Source organism: Bradyrhizobium cosmicum, assembly GCF_007290395.2.
Classification (GTDB): Bacteria; Pseudomonadota; Alphaproteobacteria; order Rhizobiales; family Xanthobacteraceae; genus Bradyrhizobium; species Bradyrhizobium cosmicum.
The window spans coordinates 2,788,336-2,804,720 of sequence record NZ_CP041656.2; the positions used below are offsets into that span (position 1 = coordinate 2,788,336).

The 16,385-nt window shown below is 65.0% G+C and carries 15 protein-coding genes; 6 read left to right on the top strand and 9 right to left on the bottom strand.

Features of this window, described 5'->3' with window-relative positions; translation table 11 throughout:
• Nucleotides 1-144: 144 nt before the first annotated feature.
• Both FNV92_RS13170 and FNV92_RS13175 read right to left on the bottom strand, forming a co-directional pair.
• A complete protein-coding gene (locus tag FNV92_RS13170) occupies nucleotides 145-2,031 on the bottom strand; it encodes a CHASE2 domain-containing protein (RefSeq protein ID WP_143840646.1) in 1,887 nt (628 codons plus the stop codon).
• A gap of 63 nt (nucleotides 2,032-2,094) precedes the next feature.
• A complete protein-coding gene (locus FNV92_RS13175; RefSeq protein ID WP_015685151.1) occupies nucleotides 2,095-2,619 on the bottom strand; it encodes a FecR domain-containing protein in 525 nt (174 codons plus the stop codon).
• Nucleotides 2,620-3,353: 734 nt separating this feature from the next.
• Between FNV92_RS13175 and FNV92_RS13180 the strand changes: the two genes are divergently transcribed.
• Nucleotides 3,354-4,442 carry a DUF2778 domain-containing protein gene (locus FNV92_RS13180; protein ID WP_143840644.1) on the top strand — a complete coding sequence of 363 codons (1,089 nt, stop codon included), beginning with the start codon at nucleotides 3,354-3,356 and terminating at the stop codon, nucleotides 4,440-4,442.
• 61 nt (nucleotides 4,443-4,503) lie between these two features.
• Here FNV92_RS13180 and FNV92_RS13185 read toward each other — a convergent pair whose 3' ends face one another.
• The 4 genes from FNV92_RS13185 to FNV92_RS13200 all read right to left on the bottom strand — a co-directional run bounded on the left by FNV92_RS13185 (nucleotide 4,504) and on the right by FNV92_RS13200 (nucleotide 8,131).
• The gene (locus FNV92_RS13185) at nucleotides 4,504-5,328 is read right to left on the bottom strand and encodes an SDR family NAD(P)-dependent oxidoreductase (protein ID WP_143840643.1); all 825 of its coding nucleotides are present in this window, start codon (nucleotides 5,326-5,328) and stop codon (nucleotides 4,504-4,506) included.
• 83 nt (nucleotides 5,329-5,411) lie between these two features.
• Nucleotides 5,412-6,776 (bottom strand): caspase family protein, encoded by a 1,365-nt coding sequence (locus FNV92_RS13190; RefSeq protein WP_143840642.1) that lies wholly within the window; start codon nucleotides 6,774-6,776, stop codon nucleotides 5,412-5,414.
• Nucleotides 6,777-6,885: 109 nt separating this feature from the next.
• Nucleotides 6,886-7,524, bottom strand: coding sequence for a glutathione binding-like protein (locus FNV92_RS13195; protein ID WP_143840641.1), 639 nt, complete (start codon nucleotides 7,522-7,524; stop codon nucleotides 6,886-6,888).
• A gap of 13 nt (nucleotides 7,525-7,537) precedes the next feature.
• Complete coding sequence (locus tag FNV92_RS13200) at nucleotides 7,538-8,131, bottom strand: cysteine hydrolase family protein (RefSeq protein WP_143840640.1); 594 nt, start codon at nucleotides 8,129-8,131, stop codon at nucleotides 7,538-7,540.
• Nucleotides 8,132-8,260: 129 nt separating this feature from the next.
• Here FNV92_RS13200 and FNV92_RS13205 point away from each other — a divergent pair, with 129 nt between their 5' ends.
• From FNV92_RS13205 to lepB (FNV92_RS13215), 3 genes are all read left to right on the top strand, one after another.
• Nucleotides 8,261-9,100, top strand: coding sequence for a LysR family transcriptional regulator (locus tag FNV92_RS13205; protein ID WP_143840639.1), 840 nt, complete (start codon nucleotides 8,261-8,263; stop codon nucleotides 9,098-9,100).
• A gap of 121 nt (nucleotides 9,101-9,221) precedes the next feature.
• A complete protein-coding gene (gene lepB, locus FNV92_RS13210; protein ID WP_143840638.1) occupies nucleotides 9,222-9,965 on the top strand; it encodes a signal peptidase I in 744 nt (247 codons plus the stop codon).
• Between the two features lie 112 nt (nucleotides 9,966-10,077).
• A complete protein-coding gene (gene lepB / locus FNV92_RS13215; protein ID WP_143840637.1) occupies nucleotides 10,078-11,310 on the top strand; it encodes a signal peptidase I in 1,233 nt (410 codons plus the stop codon).
• 195 nt (nucleotides 11,311-11,505) lie between these two features.
• Here lepB (FNV92_RS13215) and groL read toward each other — a convergent pair whose 3' ends face one another.
• Nucleotides 11,506-13,146, bottom strand: a complete 1,641-nt coding sequence (gene groL / locus FNV92_RS13220) for a chaperonin GroEL (RefSeq protein WP_143840636.1) — start codon at nucleotides 13,144-13,146, stop codon at nucleotides 11,506-11,508.
• A 43-nt stretch (nucleotides 13,147-13,189) separates the two neighbouring features.
• Entirely contained in the window at nucleotides 13,190-13,504 is a 315-nt protein-coding gene (locus tag FNV92_RS13225) for a co-chaperone GroES (RefSeq protein WP_015685161.1), read from the bottom strand.
• 379 nt (nucleotides 13,505-13,883) lie between these two features.
• Between FNV92_RS13225 and FNV92_RS13230 the strand changes: the two genes are divergently transcribed.
• Both FNV92_RS13230 and FNV92_RS13235 read left to right on the top strand, forming a co-directional pair.
• Nucleotides 13,884-14,171, top strand: coding sequence for an usg protein (locus tag FNV92_RS13230; protein ID WP_015685162.1), 288 nt, complete (start codon nucleotides 13,884-13,886; stop codon nucleotides 14,169-14,171).
• 160 nt (nucleotides 14,172-14,331) lie between these two features.
• Nucleotides 14,332-14,868 carry a cupin domain-containing protein gene (locus tag FNV92_RS13235; protein WP_143840635.1) on the top strand — a complete coding sequence of 179 codons (537 nt, stop codon included), beginning with the start codon at nucleotides 14,332-14,334 and terminating at the stop codon, nucleotides 14,866-14,868.
• Between the two features lie 128 nt (nucleotides 14,869-14,996).
• On the opposite strand, the gene FNV92_RS13240 is transcribed toward FNV92_RS13235, so the two are convergent.
• A complete protein-coding gene (locus FNV92_RS13240) occupies nucleotides 14,997-16,247 on the bottom strand; it encodes a NupC/NupG family nucleoside CNT transporter (RefSeq protein WP_143840634.1) in 1,251 nt (416 codons plus the stop codon).
• Between the last annotated feature and the right edge of the window lie 138 nt (nucleotides 16,248-16,385).

Sequence of the window (16,385 nt, forward strand, 5' to 3'; positions counted from 1 at the left end):
CATACCGCGTGATTTATCGATGGGCGCAAGTGTTCGTACCGCCGTGACACCTGTGCACTGGCAGCCTTCGCCAAACTTCTCCCTGTGGTGATGGGTCCCCGCGTTCGCGGGGACGACAGCTGAGAATGAGGCGCGCAGTTGCGGCTAGTCGATCATCTCGGCCCTGGCCGCGGTCTGGCTCGGCCCGTTGCGGTCGCGCCAGAACCAGACGGTCACGACGCCGGAGCGGCCGCGGACCTGGGTGAGCAGTGGGCCTGTCAGAATGCCATCGGGATCGCCCTGGAAGTCGGCCGCATCCAGCAGCGTATCGGTCAGCGCGAGCCGCGCCTTGTTCTGCGCGGCGACCTCCATCAGCCGGCTCGCGACGTTGACGGTGTCGCCCGTCGCCGTGATGTGCTGGTGGCTTTCGCCGAGACGAGAGGCGACGATCGGACCAAAATGCGCGCCGATCTTGAAGCCGAGCCGACCTCCGATCGCAGGGGGCAGTGCCGCGATCCAGCTTTCGACGCGACGATGCAGGTTGATCGCGCACCTCAGCGCGCGTGCCGCGTCGTCGGGCATCGCGCGGGGCAGGCCGAACAGGATCATGGCGCCGTCGCCGAGAAAGCCGGTGATCAGGCCGTCGCAGTCGACGGCCGCCTTGTCGATCAGCGCGTGAAACGTCCTGAGCAGATCCTGGAGTTGGTCCGGATCGATCTTTTCGCTGAACGCCGTGAAGCCGGAGAGATCGATGAAGACCACGGCGGCGTCCTGCCGCACGGGCCTGGACAGGAAATCGGGATCGCGCGCCAGCCACTCCTGCACCGCAGGCGCCTGGAATTGCGCGAGCGACCGGCTCTTGTCGGCGAAATATTGCGTGCGGCGGCCGCCCACCCACAGCTGCATGCCTGCGAAGACCACGACCGGCGGCACGGCGGCAGCGAGCGTGGTCGCGGCATTCAGCCAGACGCCATGCGTGAATGCGAACAGGTTCAGCCCGCCCCACGCGATCATCACCGCGGCCGCGGCCACGAGGCCGGGTGCACTGCGCCGCCAGGCCAGCAGGCCGACTAGCAGCATCGGCAGCAGGATCGCGGTGAGCGCATCGGCGATGCGGACCTTGCGGTCGCGCACGATGCCGTCGCCGGCGACGAGATGGGTGATCGCGGTCGAGACCACCTCCACGCCAGGCATCAGGGAATCGAATGGCGTCGGGTAGAAGTCGCCGCCGCCGGCGACCGCTGCGCCGATCACGACGATGCGGTTCTCGATCGCCGCGCGGTTGAGCGTGCCATCGAAAATGCTCTGGGCGCTGACGGTGCGGATGGTGCGGCGCGGGCCGTAATAGGTGATCGGCAGTGCAAAGTCGGTATCGGTCGGCACCGCGCGGTCGCCGAGCATGAGGTGATCCGGCGCGATCGTCAGCGGCTTGTCGAGCGCACGGCTCGCGACGCGCAAGGGGAAAGAGAGCTCGACCTTGTCGGCCGTCCGGAACAGCATCGGCACCGAGAGCGGCGAGCCCGACTGCCCCGTTGCGACGTTGACGACGCCGACATCGGCGTGGTCGGCGAAAGCCGGAAGCGGCAGCAGGAAGCGCTCGGCCTGAGGCAGGACGGCGAGGGGGCCGTCGCTGCTCGGCTCCACGGTCTCGCTGGCGCTCGGGAAGATCGCCGCGGCAGCGAGCACCATCGGACCCGTGGCCAGCGTGTTCGCCAGCGTGGCGTCGCCGATCGCGGCGCTGCGGTCGACCAGCAGCAGGTCGATCGCGACCACCTTCGGCTTGAACTGCACGATGGTGTCGACGACGCGGGCGAGATCGGCGCGCGGCAGCGGATAGCTGCCGCCCCGCTTCACCACGGTGTCGTCGATCGCGACGATGGTGACGAGATCGGGCGGAACCTGCACGCCGCGGACCTGGGTTCGCCAATCCGTCAGCGTCGCCTCGAGGCGATCGAGAAAACGCAGGTGACCATTGGCATGGCCGGCATAGATGCCCGCGCCCCACAGCCCGGTGAGGACGAGTGCCGCCAAGATCTGAACGCGTCTCTTCATTGCGTCGTACTGCAATCTTCTGTGTTGTCAGGGCCTGACGGAGCAGGCCTTACCGACCGGGCCTCATTGGCCCAGTCTTGCCATCAGCGCGTCGACGCGCGGCTGGCCCCATGTCTTGACGGTCAATGGACCGGTTGCCTCGACATCGACGCCTTCGCCGGGACCCAGCACGACGCTGCGTCCACGCGCTCTGCGGCTCACGCCGACGCGGCCGTCGGCGACGAAGACCGAAGTCTTTGCATCTGCGACATCGACCGCCCATTTGGTGCCGCGCACCGCGGCGATCGCTTGCGGCGTCAGTACCTTGAAGGGATTGCCGCCGGGCTTTTTGCGCACGTCGACCAGCAGCGCTTTGCTGCTCAACTCTACCGAGTCTATATGTCCGTCGCGGTTGGCGTCCTTTAGTTCAAATCTGGCACCGCTTTCGGCAACGATGGTGATGCCGTTGTCGCAGCGCCAAGTCTGCGTGCCCGCGGCCGTCGGCGATGCCGTGCAGCCCGCCGTGGCGGCAGGCTGTGCGCCCGCAGATCCAGTCAATAGAACCAACCCCGCCAGAGCGAAAAACCCGGCGCGCGCGAACCTTCTCATGCCAGCCTCCGTTTGCGTGCTCGGCACAGTTCAAGGCGATGTTGATACGGCACCGTATCACACGCAGAGGCTGCTGAATAGTGCCGCTCTGGGAGCTATTTCCTCGCTGCGGCATTTTCCAGACAGGCGCGATCAACTTTCAGTCAGGGACGTCGGACGAGTTCGGCCTGCATCTGCATGGTTCGAGATGCCCGCTTTGGCGGGCTCCTCACCATGAGGGTCTGAAATCTCGTCGCGGAACGCGCCCTCATCCCGAGGGTCGCCGGAGGCGGGCGTCTCCGAGGATGGCCGTCGGCGAGGGCGGATCCACCAGCCTCGCACAACGCTTCACCGCTATCGTCCGGGTATTGAAGACCACGAAAACGACTTGGTTGGATGGCCTAGAGAGGCGGCTGGAGAGGTTCGCTGACCGTGCCGAACCGGCCGAGAATTATAGTTAACAGATGCGCCTAAGTCCGTAATTGTGCGGGCGTTTTCTCGAAATGGCACAGCGTTAACGAGCTGCCTCACATCCGCCCGAACTTAATCCGCATTTAACTAAAAGTCGCCTTAATGACGCTCCGGCCCTCTGCGAAATGCTGTTCCCGGATCGTGACCAGCGGCACTTCTAAGGGGGACTTAGTGACACCGTCCTGGACGCAAGGCGAATGAGTACGAGTATCGCGGCGCAAAGTAACGCGGCACGGAAGTCCGAGAATCTCTCCAGAAAGTCTCTTCGGAAACCTTCCCGGAAAATGACTAACACCAATTGGCTTGGCGCTGCCGCCATCGGCTGCGCCGTGCTTGGCGCCGGCTGGACCGTCTACAGCAACGTGCTCGGCGCCAGCGTCTATCCGAGCGTCGGCAGCACCGGCTACGACGAGCCCGTGATCAAGCGAGCGCCCAAGGTGGCGCTGCGCGAGGCGGGCGACGCCATCAAGGAAGCCTTCGCCCTGTTGCCCGACCGGCTTCAGGTCGCAGCTCCGATCTCGCGCGAAATGTTCAACGAGCGCTTTGCCGCGGCCGCGACCCAGGGTGTGGCGTCGAATGCGGCGGGCGCGGTCACCGCAACCCAAATTGCCGCCGCCAGGGAAACGTCGAAGGACGCCCCGAAGCAGAGCGTGATCGCGAAGGTCGCCGAGGCGCTGAAGCCGGCGGCTCCGGCCAAGATCGCGGATGCGGCCAAGGCCAAGCGCGGCGCCGATGCCCAGATACAGCTGGCCTCGGCCGATCCGGCCGAGATCGTGCCGGCGCCCGAAGCGAAGCCAAAGTCGTTCGCCGATCGCGCCAAGGCTGCGGTGATGTCGATCACCGGTCCTCGTCAGTCGATGGTGGAGAAGCTCTGGGGCAAGCGCGAGCCGTCCGGCGGCCTGCTCGCCTATGCCTCCGCCGATGCCAGCGTGACCGCCTCGATCGCACCGCGGGAGCAGAACCCCATGCTCGGCGGTTCGGCGCCCTACGAGCGCGACACCGCGGTCTACGACATCACCGCCAAGACGGTTTACCTGCCCGACGGCACCAAGCTCGAGGCGCATTCCGGCCTCGGCTCCAATCTCGACGATCCGCGCTCGTCGAAGGTGCGCATGCGCGGCGTGACGCCGCCGCACATCTACACGCTGAAACCGCGCGAGGCGCTGTTCCACGGCGTCCCGGCGCTGCGCCTGACCCCGATCGGCGGCGAGAGCGCGATCTACGGCCGCGACGGCCTGCTGGCGCACACCTTCATGCTCGGGCCGAACGGCGACTCCAACGGTTGCGTGTCGTTCAAGGATTACTACGCATTCCTCGACGCCTATCGCAACAAGGGCATCCGCAAGCTCGCGGTGCTGGCGCGGGTGGACTGATCCCGGCTCGTTCTCGATGATGCAAAAGGGCCGCTCGCAGCGGCCCTTTTCTTTTTTCGCTTCAGCCCGGCCAGCACTGTCCGCCGCCGTCGATCCGCAGCACCTGGCCGGAGACGAAGGCGCCCATGGGGCCGGCGAAAAATTCGACGACGCGCGCGACCTCGTCGACGGTCGCGATGCGGTCGAGCGTGCCGGTCTCGACCATCCTGTCGGGGTCCACCGCGCGGGTGCCGAGGAAGCGGCCGGTGCGGGTATCGCCGGGCGCGATGCAGTTGACGGCGATGTCGTAGGGGCGGAGCTGGTCGGCGAGGCATCGCGTGTAATGGGTCACGCCGGCCTTCGACACCGCATAGATCGCGCCATTGGTGCGCCCTTTGAACGCGGCGACCGAGCCGAGCGTGACGATGCGGCCGCGCCGCCGCTCCATCATGCCCTTCGCGACCGCCTGGCAGGTCAGGATGGTCGAGAGCAGGTTGCGCTCCAGCACCGCGCGCACGTCGGCCTCCTTGATGTGCACCGCGTCGTTCGGATCGGGCTTGCCGCCGGTCGCCGCAATGTCGCCGCCGGCATTGTGCACGAGAATGTCGATCGGTCCGAGCGCGGCTTCAGTCTCGCCAATCACGCGCGCGATGTCCTCGCCTTTGGTGAGATCGCCGAGCACGCGCTGGCTGCGGACACCGAACTGGCGGCCGATCTCCGCGGCCACCGCGGTCAGCGAGGTGCCCTCGCCATATTCCGCGGGCCCGTTTTCGCGCATGCCGTGAATGGCGACGTCGGCACCGAGCGCGGCGAGCTTTTCCGCGAAGGCGCGGCCGAGCCCGCGCCCCGCGCCGGTGACGAGCGCAACCTTGCCTGCCAGAATCTTCGCCGTGTCATGCGATGCCATGATCTTGTTCCTGTCGTGAGATGTCGGTCCGCCGCGGGATCGAGGCCGATCGCCAGCGCCTGCGCCCGGGTGATATCGCACGATCAGCGTTTGACGAAAACCAGATTGCAGGCCCGCGCCTCGTTGCGCTTGCCGCTGCCCCGGCTACGGTCGAACTGCGCGTCGACCGTAAAGGCGTAGGGCGAGCCGGGCGCGACGTTGTTGAGGGTATACGTGCTCGCCCCCGTCGTCCCGCGCGCGCTCAAGGTCGTCTTGCCGTCCGCCGGGATCTGGCCGTCGATCTCCAGCCGGTTGACGCCGCTCGGCCCCTGCACCTCGGCGTGAAACACGCCGTTCGTCACGGTTGCCGCGAGGGCCCTGGTGAAGCCCTGCGCCTTGCCCGTGGCCTGGCAATTCAAAGTCACGTCCCAGTTGCCGTCAAAATCCTTGCTGCCGCCGACTCGGGCATTGCCAGCCGCCGGCGCAAGCGCCGTCTTCTGTTTCAATCCTTCGACTCGCGCCCTGGCGAGGGTCGCGAAGATGCAATTCGGGAATCTGGCGAGATGGTCTTCGTAGGCCCCCAGCGTGCCGATGCCGTCCGCGGCCTTCCAATGCGCCTCTGCGGCTGCGCAGGGATCAGCCTTTGGCGTGGCCTGGGGCGCGGCTGGCGCCACCGTGACCGACACCGGCCCATTCAGATAGAACTTGCCGATGATCGACAGCGACAGCTCCGGGAGCTGGGTCTTGCCGCTGCTGTCATAGACATCGCTGCTGATGTCGCGGAAGACGTCGCCGATTTCCTGCGGCTCCTCGATGTGCTTGAGGAACGCGGTCGTATAGGGACTGTTGCGGCCGGTGCCGTCGGCGGCGGTCTGCCCCGATTGCGTCGAGAACGACACGATCGTGCCGCGCGGCGCCTCGACCTTCGACAAGCCGCGTCCGACCGAGGCGGCCCGCGTCGCGGAGCGCTTGAGGGTTTCGGCCAGCGGATTGTCGCGGCAGGAATCCAGCACGAGGATGCGAAGGTTCTTGGCCTGCTGCAGATCGTTCACGATGTCGTCGACCCGCACGAAGCGCTTGAGGTCCGCTTCATCGGTCAGCATGGCGTCAACCGGCATCAGGTAGTTCACGCCGTTGTACTGCATCGCATGTCCGCTGTAGTAGAACAGCGCGACATCGGCCCGGCTTGCCGCGCGCGCGAAGCGGATGGTCAGGTCCTGCATGTCGGCCTGTCGCAGGTCGATGCCCTGGAGCACCTCGAAGCCGCTGCGCTTGAGCGAGCCGGCCACGTCCTCGGCGTCGTGCGCGGGGTTCGGGAGCTGCGCCGTGGAGGCATAGGCGCCGTTGCCGATCACCAGCGCAACCCGGGTGTCCGCCGATGCGGGAACAACGCAGAGCCAGCAGGCGAGGAGGGCCAGAGAGAGTCCGGGCAAGAATCCGGACAGGTGAAATCCTGAAAGAGCGCGCATGAATACCGTCCGAGGAAAAATCGAAAAATATCCCCCAGATTAGCGCATGCGGCACCGACTTCAATGTCCTTGTCGGGAACCGCTCGGATCTGGCGACCATGGCATCCCGTCACGCCGGGCTCGCGGCCACCGTCTTGCGCAGCGCCATCTCGGTCGCGATCGCCTCCCGCACTGCGGGACGCGCCTGCATGCGGCCGAGATAGGCCGACAAGGCTGGCCATTGCGCGATGTCGACGCCGGCGGGGCGAAGCAGCAGCAAGGCCCAGGTGAGGTGAGCATCCGCGACGGTGAAGCTCTTGCCGACGAGGAATTCGCGGTCCTCGAGATGTGCCGATGGCACCGCCAGCGTTTGCGTGATCCTTGCGCGCGGCTTGGCCAGCGAGCCGTCGTCCTTGTACCAGAAGGTCGGAAACAGGAACGCCTTGTGGATCTCGGTGCCGATGAAGCTCAGCCATTCCTGCAGGCGGTAGCGGTCGGGATCGCCGAAGCCTGGCGCAAGGCCGGTCTCGGGCTTCACATCGGCGATGTATTGCAGCACCGCGGCGCTCTCGGTCAGCCGTTCGCCGTTCTCCAGCACCAGGACGGGCACTGCGCCCTTCGGCGAGACGCCGCGAAAATCGCTGCCGTCGTCCGCGACCTTCTTCGTCCAGATGTGGGCGAGGTGGTACTGCGCCTCGATGCCGGCCTCCATCAGCGCGATGCGGCTGGCGAGCGAGCAGGCCATCGGAAAGAAATAGAGTTTCAGCATCGCTCGCGCTCCGTCAGGTCAGCACATCGCCTTGCGCGATGATCGCAAACCGATCCGACAATTCGGCCAGCGCGACCTCGTGAATCGTGCGTGCCGACAGCGCGCCGCCGCGGCCGTCCGGCAGGTCGCGGGTGGCGCAGGCGTCGGCCGCGATCGTGGTGCGCAGCCCGAGGTCGAGCGCGGCGCGCGCCGTTGAGCTGACGCACATGTGGGTCATGAAGCCCGCAAGCACGATGTTGGTGCGGCCGGTCGCAGCTATGCTTGCTTGCAGGTCGGTGCCGGCAAAGGCGTTCGGCAGTGCCTTCTCGATCACGGGCTCGCCCTCCAGCGGTGTCAGGCTCGACACGATCGCCCCGCGCTCGGCCTCTCGATCGAACAGGCTGCCGGCGCGACCCCGGTGCGCGATGTGGAAGATCGCAGCGCCGCTCTGCCGCGCGCGGGCGAGCAGTTTTGCGGCGACCGCGATCGCGGGCTCGGCGTCGGGCAAGGCGAGGGGACCGGAACGATATTCGTTCTGGATGTCGATCAGCACCAGGCAGGAATCGGCGAGCCTGGGCGGATTGAGATCGGCGCCGGAGAGCTCGAGCAGGGTCTTGGGAGCGGTCATGCTGGTCAGGCCTTCTGAGGGGATCGGATGCGTGACACTAGCGCGGCCGCGGCCTGCCATTGTGCAGGACTATTGCAGCATATGGCTGCAAATTTGCAGGCGACGGCCGCCCCTGCTAGGCTTGTCGCCATGAACTGGGACGATCTGCGCATCATCGCCGCGGTGAGGGACGAGGGCACCTATGCCGGCGCCAGCGCGCGGCTGCGCATCGACGAGACCACGGTCGGCCGCAGGCTTGCGCGTATCCAGCGAGATCTCGGCGTGCCGCTGTTCGACGCGGTGGATGGGCTGCGCCGGCCGACCCGCCATTGCGAGGCGGTGCTCGATCATGTCGGCGCGATGGCCGCGCATGTCGCCGCGATCGATCGCATCAAGGAGAGCCAGGTGGGCCCCGTCGGCCGGCTGCGCATCGCCTCGACCAATGCGGTCGCCGAAGAGCTGCTGGCGCCGCACGCCAGTGCCTTCCTGCGCGATCATCCGGGGCTGACCCTCGAATTCCTGACCTCCAGCGGCAACGTCAAGTTTTCGCGCTGGCAGGCCGACCTCGCCATTCGCCTGCGCAAGCCGGAGAAGGGCGACTTCACCATCTCGAAGCTCGGCGATGTCAGGCTGTATTTCTTTGAGCCCGCCGACCGCAGCGGCGGCGAGCCGGTCACGTGCGTTTATCCGGACGAGCTCGACGCCATTCCGGAGCAGCAGTTCCTGCGCGCCAAGCGGCTGACGAACATGCGCTGTGTCACAGACAATGTCCGCATCATCAAGACACTGATCCAGTCGCATCAGGCCGTCGGCGTGCTGCCCGAGCACAGCTGCGGAGATCTGCTCGCCGACCGTGGCCTGCACGCGACGCTGCTGCCGAAGCGGCGTGATGTCTGGTTGCTGGTGCAGAATCATCTCAAGCGCGATCCGGCGACGCGGCTCACCATCGCATGGGTGCGGCACTGCTTCGGGGATTTTTCGCGCGGCTGACGGCCGGTGGCCTTGCCGTGAACGCGGTCCGCCCATGGCGCGACCAAGTTTTGGGAGCGCAGGGATTGCACGCGCGCGAAGGTTGCGTAATCTCGCGGGCAAAAGTTGAGATCAGGCAGGCATGACCACTCTTGAACAAACGACCAGGCCGCGGGCCAGACCGCAGGAATGGAAGGCGATCGTCGTCCTGATCCTGCTGATCCCGGTGCTGTGGTCGCCGCCGTTCCTGTTTCGCTTCTTCCTGTATCAGCCGTTCAGCATTCCCTCGAGCTCGATGATGCCGACGCTGATGACCGGCGATTACGTGTTCGCTTCGAAGCGCGCCTATGGCTACGGGCCCTATTCGTTTCCCTTTGCGTCGTCCCTGATCTCGAGCCGTGTCTTTGCCGCCGAGCCCGAATATGGCGATATCGTCGTGTTTCGCACGCCACAGGACACGTCGGTCGACTATGTCAAGCGCGTGGTCGGGCTGCCTGGCGACCGCATCCAGATGCGGCAGGGCCAGCTCTTTCTCAATGAGAAGCCGGTCGCTCGCGTCGCTCTGAAGGAGACAGGCGGTGAGGCCGCCTGTGGCACCGACGACGCGAAAGTCAGGAACTGGCGCGAGACACTGCCGAACGGCGCGTCTTACGTCACCTACGACTGCGTCGACAGCGGCTACTACGACAACACTGGCGTCTACACCGTGCCGCCGGGCCATTTTTTCGTGCTCGGCGACAACCGCGACAACTCCACCGACAGCCGCGTGATGACCGCCATAGGCTTCGTGCCGATGGACAATCTGGTCGGCCGGGTGACGCGGATCATCTGGTCCCTCGACGACGACGGCGAGCCACGCTTCGAGCGGATGGGCAAGGTGCGGTAGCCTCGCTTCATTCGACATGACGCGAATGTCTGCGAAATTTCACTCCAGGGTAGCGCTGCACCGAAGCAGCTGGTAGGCAGTTGCTCCATCAGCATCGCAGGTAGGGTTTGGAATGTCGGGCGCGGGGGCGGGTGAAACGACGAGCGGATTGTCTCCCTATCTGACGATCTGGTGGAGGCCGCGGCGGACGATCCAGGACGTCGTCGCCCGACCATACAGCTCTCGGGTGCTGGTCCTGGCAGCTCTTGGCGGCACCGCATCCGCCGTCACATGGTTGCTGGGTATGGACGTCGATCAGTCGCTGACGGATTGGCGTGTCCTTCTTGCCTGCCTTGTCGGCGCCGGGTCTCTCAGCATCTTGAATCTGTATATTGGCGCCTGGGTTGCCGCGGGCGTTGGGCGTCTGCTCGGTGGGACCGCATCCACTGCGGAGCTGCGTACCCTACTCGCGTGGGGCATGTTGCCGGCTATCGCGGGCGCCGTGCTGGCGATCGCGGCGGTTCTTGGACTGCGCGTTGCCGGTGCCGGCGCAATGCCGGCGGTGCTTGCGTTTATGGTCGGCATTTGCAGCCTGTGGTCCATGGTGATGACGCTGCTGATGCTGGGCAGCGTCGAAGGCTTCGGCTTCTTTCGCAGCTTCGTCACTTACGGCATATCCACGCTCTGCTTGCCCGCAGTCTTCGCGCTGCTGATCCGAACGTTCCTGTTTCAGCCGTTCAGCATCCCGTCGGGGTCGACCATTCCCGCCTTGCTGCCTGGTGATTACGTCTTCGCCAACAAATTTGCCTATGGGTACAGCCGCTTTTCGCTGCCGTTCGGGGTGGCGTCATTCCCTGGGCGCGTGTTCGGCGCCGACCCCGCGCGCGGGGATATGGTCATCTTTCGCCTGCCGAAGGACGAGAGGACTGATTACGTCAAGCGTGTCGTCGGATTGCCCGGCGATCGCATCCAGATGAAGGATGGCGAGCTCCTGATTAATAGCACGCCCGTGCGACGCGAGAGGATGGATGATCTCACGGGGATCGACGCGTGCGGTTCGGGCACGACCGGCGTCAGGCGTTGGCGCGAGACGTTGCCGAACGGGGTAAGCTACGAGACGCTCGACTGCGCCGACAACGGTTACTTCGACAACACCACGACCTATACGGTGCCGGCCGCGCACCTGTTCGTGCTCGGCGACAACCGCGACAACTCGACAGACAGCCGCGCGATGTCGGCGATCGGCTTCGTCCCGATCGACAACCTCGTTGCCCGCGTGAGCATGATCTTCTTCTCGCGCGCGGCGGGCGGAGCGGGCGCGCCGTCCAGCATGCGGTTCGAGCGGATTGGTGCGACGGTGCGGTGAGGCGAGCTTGCCCATCCGCTCTTCATTCCAGGACGCGCGAAGCGCCAGCCTGCTGCGGTAGTTTACTTGTAGTCTGGATTCCGCCGCGCTCCATCCAGTCTACGGCCGTCATTTCCAGTCGTGCGAAGCAATCCCTCACAAACAAAAACCCCGGCATCGCTGCCGGGGTTTCGTAGTTCTTGAGGTGGCTGGACCTTAGAAGTCCATGCCGCCCATGCCGCCGCCCGGGGGCATTGCGGGGCCGGAGCCGCCCTTCTTGGGCAGCTCGGCGACCATGGCTTCCGTGGTGATCAGCAGGGCCGCAACCGAGGCTGCGTTCTGGATCGCGGTGCGGACGACCTTGGTCGGGTCGATGATGCCCTTCTTGACGAGGTCACCGTATTCGCCGGTCTGGGAGTCGAAGCCGAAAGCGTACGACTTGTTCTCGAGCACCTTGCCGACGATCACAGAGCCGTCTTCACCGGCGTTGATCGCGATCTGGCGAGCCGGAGCCGACAGCGCCTTGCGGACGATCTCGACGCCGGTCTTCTGGTCGTCGTTCTTGGTACGCAAGCCCTTGAGCTGCTCGGAGGCACGGAGCAGGGCGACGCCGCCGCCTGGGACGATGCCTTCCTCGACAGCCGCGCGGGTCGCATGCATCGCGTCATCAACGCGATCCTTGCGCTCCTTCACCTCGATCTCGGTGGCGCCGCCGACGCGGATCACCGCGACGCCGCCGGCCAGCTTGGCAAGACGCTCCTGGAGCTTCTCACGGTCGTAGTCCGAGGTGGTTTCCTCGATCTGCGCCTTGATCTGGGCCACGCGCGCCTCGATGTCGGCCTTCTTGCCGGCGCCGTTGACGATCGTGGTGTTCTCCTTGTCGATCATCACCTTCTTGGCGCGACCGAGCATGTTGAGCGTGACGTTCTCGAGCTTGATGCCGAGATCTTCCGAGATCGCCTGGCCGCCGGTCAGGATCGCGATGTCCTGCAGCATGGCCTTGCGGCGATCGCCGAAGCCCGGGGCCTTGACGGCCGCGACCTTCAGGCCGCCGCGCAGGCGGTTCACGACCAGGGTCGCAAGCGCTTCGCCTTCGACGTCCTCGGCGACGATGACCAGCGGCTTGCCGGTCTGCACCACGGCCTCGAGCAGCGGGAGCAGCTCGTTCAGCGAGGAGAGCTTCTTCTCGTTGATGAGGATGTAGGCGTCGTCCATCTCAACGCGCATCTTGTCGGCGTTGGTGACGAAGTAGGGCGAGATGTAGCCGCGGTCGAACTGCATGCCTTCGACGACGTCGAGTTCGGTCTCGAGCGACTTGGCTTCCTCGACGGTGATGACACCCTCGTTGCCGACTTTCTTCATGGCGTCGGACAGGAACTTGCCGATCTCCGCGTCGCCGTTCGCCGAGATGGTGCCGACCTGGGCGATCTCGTCGTTCGAGGTGACCTTCTTGGAGTTCTTGACGAGGTCCGCAACGACGGCTTCGACCGCGAGGTCGATACCGCGCTTGAGGTCCATCGGGTTCATGCCGGCGGCAACCGACTTGGCGCCTTCGCGCACGATCGCCTGGGCCAGCACGGTGGCGGTGGTGGTGCCGTCGCCGGCCGCGTCAGCGGACTTGGAGGCGACTTCGCGCACCATCTGCGCGCCCATGTTCTCGAACTTGTCCTCGAGCTCGATCTCCTTGGCGACGGTGACGCCGTCCTTGGTGATGCGGGGAGCGCCGAACGACTTGTCGAGCACGACGTTGCGGCCCTTGGGACCGAGCGTGACCTTCACCGCGTTGGCGAGGATGTCGACGCCGCGAAGCATCTTGTCGCGCGCATCGACGGAGAATTTGACTTCTTTAGCTGCCATGTGGATTTTTCCTTAGGGGTTTAGCTGGGTGAGAGAGGGGCTCTTAGGCCGCCTTCTTCTTGGAAGCGGGGACGTCGAGGACGCCCATGATGTCGCTTTCCTTCATGATCAGCAGGTCGACATTGTCGATCTTGACCTCGGTGCCGGACCACTTGCCGAACAGCACGCGGTCGCCGACCTTCAGGTCGATCGGGATCAGCTTGCCGGCTTCGTCGCGGCCACCCGGGCCGACGGCGACGATTTCGCCCTGCGAGGGCTTTTCCTTGGCACTGTCGGGAATGATGATGCCGCCAGCGGTCTTCTCTTCTGCGTCGATGCGCTTGACCACGACGCGGTCGTGAAGCGGACGGAATTTCATGCAGTCCTCCTAAGCAATTGCTCGGGTTGATAAATCTGGATTGTTAGCAGTCCCTGCTAGCGAGTGCCAGCGTGGGCACTGCTGAGATAAGCCAGGATTTTTGCGGGGGCAAGGGCTTCTAGCAGAAAAATAAGCACTCAGAAGGTGCGCCTGCCAAATTCCTTTACCATCGTTAACCGGCAATTGGGGCCGTATTAGCACGGAGTCCTGTCTGCTGCTAACGCATTGAATTTCAACAGCTTGTTAAACTTTTGGGCTTGAGATGAATTGTCAGTTTGCGTCACATTTCTCTCATGTGAGCGCATCGTTTCCGGGTGGCTCGTAAGCAGCGTACCGGCAAGCCACCCCTTGAATATGCGCTCCTGCAAAGGAGGTTGGCATGGTTTCGCGGGTTGGGGTTGTTTCCGACGACTTTCGGAAGCAGGTGCTGGGTTACGGGCTGACGACGGCGGAAATCCTCTATCGGATGCCGGATCATCCCTCGCTGCTCCAGACCTATGTCTGGCAGAACTACGATCTCTTCCCGAAATTCCCGGCGCTGAAGGACTTTCTGGCCTTCTGGCAGGCGAAGCTCGATGGTCCGCTCCACTCGGTGACGGTCGCGCATTCCAAGCTGATCAAGCCGGCCGAGCTGCGCGCCGTGGATGGCGTGTTCCGGCTGCATTGAGGCGCGCATCGGTTTCGTAGGTTGGGCAAAGGCGCGCACGCGCCGTGCCCACCATCGCTCCGCAATCGCATCTGACAATGGTGGGTACGCTGCGCTTTGCCCACCCTACGAGACCTGTTTGCGTGCTAGCCTCCTCCCATAACAACAGTGGAGGCAGCCCATGGCCAAGAAGGTGAAATCGCGTAGCGCGGTGCAGGTCGCAGTGAAGAAGCGGAGCGGCGCCAAGGTCGCCGTGCGATCCTCCGCGCGGAAGGCCGTGAAATCGAAAGTGCTCGCAACGCCAGCCAAGTCGGTCAAGAAACCCGCCCGTCCGAAACAGCGCATCGCCATCAGCCATCATCGCGAAGAAGACTTCAAGGCGGACGGCCTGCGCGCCTACGCCAAGTACCGCGACCTCGGCATCGCCGCTGCGAGCCACGGCCTCGCGCAGGCTCACGTGATCCGGCTGCAGGGCCCCTGCGATCCGGCCGAAGTCTCGAAGCTGCACTTCCACCACATCGACTTCCAGATGGTCTACGTCCTCAAGGGCTGGGTGAAGACCTACATGGAGGGGCAGGGCGAGACCCTGATGAAGGAAGGCAGCGCCTGGACCCAGCCGCCGAAGATCAAGCACATGATCCTGGATTATTCCGATGACGTCGAACTGCTGGAAGTGATCCTGCCGGCGGAATTCAAGACGGTGGAGTTGAAGGCGTAGGCTTTCTCCTCGTCGTTGCGAGGAGCCCGCGACAAAATTGCGTAGCAATTTTGCGCTGGTGCGACGAAGCAATCCAGCGGTTGCATTCTGGATTGCTTCGCTTCGCTCGCAATGACGCGCGGAGAGAGCTAACTCAACACCCCCACCACCGCACCCATCAAGCACGTCGTGAGCGTCCCCGACACGATCGACTTCAAACCCAGCGCGTTGATCTCCTCGCGTCGCTCCGGGGCCATCACCCCCAGGCCGCCGATCATGATGCCGAGGCTGGCGAAATTGGCGAAGCCGCACATCGCGTAGAGCATGATCAGGCGCGAGCGCGGATCGAGCGCATCGGCTGGCAGCTTCGAGAAGTCGACATAGGCGATCAATTCGTTGAGCACGGTCTTGGTGCCCATCAGGCTGCCGGCGGTCACCGCCTGATCCCACGGCAATCCCATCAGCCAGCACACCGGCGCCATCACGAGGCCGAGCAGGCGCTGCAGCGAGATCGCCGCGCCGCCAATATTCGGCAGCAGGCCGAGCATGGCATTGACGAGATAGACCAGCGCCACCAGCACCAGCAGCATCGCGACGATGTTGATGAGCAGCTCGATCCCCGCGCCGGTGCCCTTCACGATCGCATCCATCGTGCTGGCGACCTCCATCTCGGGATCCTCGAGCGTACCGCCGGTCCGCTTGACGGAGGTTTCCGGGACCATGATCAGGCTGACGAGGATCGCGGCCGGCGCGCCCAGCACGGAGGCGATGACGAAATGCGCGGCCGCGTCGGGAATCAGAGGAGCAAGGAGCGTCGCATAGAGCACCAGCACCGTGCCGGCGATGCCGGCCATGCCGCCGGTCATCACCAGGAATAATTCGCTGCGGGTCATCTGCGCCAGATACGGCCGGACGAACAGCGGTGCCTCCACCATGCCGAGGAAGATGTTGGCGGCGGTCGACAGCCCAACCGCACCGCCGACGCCAAGCGTCCGCTCCAGCAGCCAGGCCATGCCGCGCACGATCGGCGGAAGCACGCGCCAATAGAACAGCAGCGTCGTCAGCACGCTCATGACCAGCACGATCGGCAGCGCCTGGAACGCCAGGATGAAATCGGCGCCCGGCACCTTCAAATCGAACGGCAGGGCGCCGCCGCCGACATAGCCGAACACGAAGGAGGAGCCGGCGCGCGAGGCCGCCGAGATCGCACCGACGGCATCGTTGATGGCGCCGAAGGCGCGGGCGACGACCGGCACCTTCATCAGGAGGATCGCGGTGGCGAAGGTCGCGACGAGGCCGATCGCCGCCTGCCGCAGCGAGACGGCGCGCCGATTCTCGGCCAGCGCGAAGGCGAGCAGCAGCAATGCGAAAATGCCGAGTGCCGATTGCAGCCGCAGCATGATGTCCCCAAACCTCCAATGATTATGGCCGGGCATCCGTTGCAAACGCAATGCCGGAACGGCACCGGCGCCGGCCGCTGTTGACAAGAAGGTCTTCGTCAGCCACGCGGGACTTCCAAGATCAGGCGCGGACGGTCC

Bases quoted from the DNA above. Each gene is read 5' to 3' on its own strand.
- FNV92_RS13240 (WP_143840634.1), bottom strand. From the start codon at position 16,247: ATGCTGCGGCTGCAATCGGCACTCGGCATTTTCGCATTGCTGCTGCTC.
- lepB (WP_143840637.1), top strand. From the start codon at position 10,078: ATGTCGGGCGCGGGGGCGGGTGAAACGACGAGCGGATTGTCTCCCTAT.
- FNV92_RS13205 (WP_143840639.1), top strand. From the start codon at position 8,261: ATGAACTGGGACGATCTGCGCATCATCGCCGCGGTGAGGGACGAGGGC.
- FNV92_RS13175 (WP_015685151.1), bottom strand. From the start codon at position 2,619: ATGAGAAGGTTCGCGCGCGCCGGGTTTTTCGCTCTGGCGGGGTTGGTT.
- FNV92_RS13185 (WP_143840643.1), bottom strand. From the start codon at position 5,328: ATGGCATCGCATGACACGGCGAAGATTCTGGCAGGCAAGGTTGCGCTC.
- lepB (WP_143840638.1), top strand. From the start codon at position 9,222: ATGACCACTCTTGAACAAACGACCAGGCCGCGGGCCAGACCGCAGGAA.
- FNV92_RS13225 (WP_015685161.1), bottom strand. From the start codon at position 13,504: ATGAAATTCCGTCCGCTTCACGACCGCGTCGTGGTCAAGCGCATCGAC.
- FNV92_RS13170 (WP_143840646.1), bottom strand. From the start codon at position 2,031: ATGAAGAGACGCGTTCAGATCTTGGCGGCACTCGTCCTCACCGGGCTG.
- FNV92_RS13230 (WP_015685162.1), top strand. From the start codon at position 13,884: ATGGTTTCGCGGGTTGGGGTTGTTTCCGACGACTTTCGGAAGCAGGTG.
- FNV92_RS13195 (WP_143840641.1), bottom strand. From the start codon at position 7,524: ATGCTGAAACTCTATTTCTTTCCGATGGCCTGCTCGCTCGCCAGCCGC.
- FNV92_RS13190 (WP_143840642.1), bottom strand. From the start codon at position 6,776: ATGCGCGCTCTTTCAGGATTTCACCTGTCCGGATTCTTGCCCGGACTC.
- groL (WP_143840636.1), bottom strand. From the start codon at position 13,146: ATGGCAGCTAAAGAAGTCAAATTCTCCGTCGATGCGCGCGACAAGATG.
- FNV92_RS13180 (WP_143840644.1), top strand. From the start codon at position 3,354: ATGACTAACACCAATTGGCTTGGCGCTGCCGCCATCGGCTGCGCCGTG.
- FNV92_RS13235 (WP_143840635.1), top strand. From the start codon at position 14,332: ATGGCCAAGAAGGTGAAATCGCGTAGCGCGGTGCAGGTCGCAGTGAAG.
- FNV92_RS13200 (WP_143840640.1), bottom strand. From the start codon at position 8,131: ATGACCGCTCCCAAGACCCTGCTCGAGCTCTCCGGCGCCGATCTCAAT.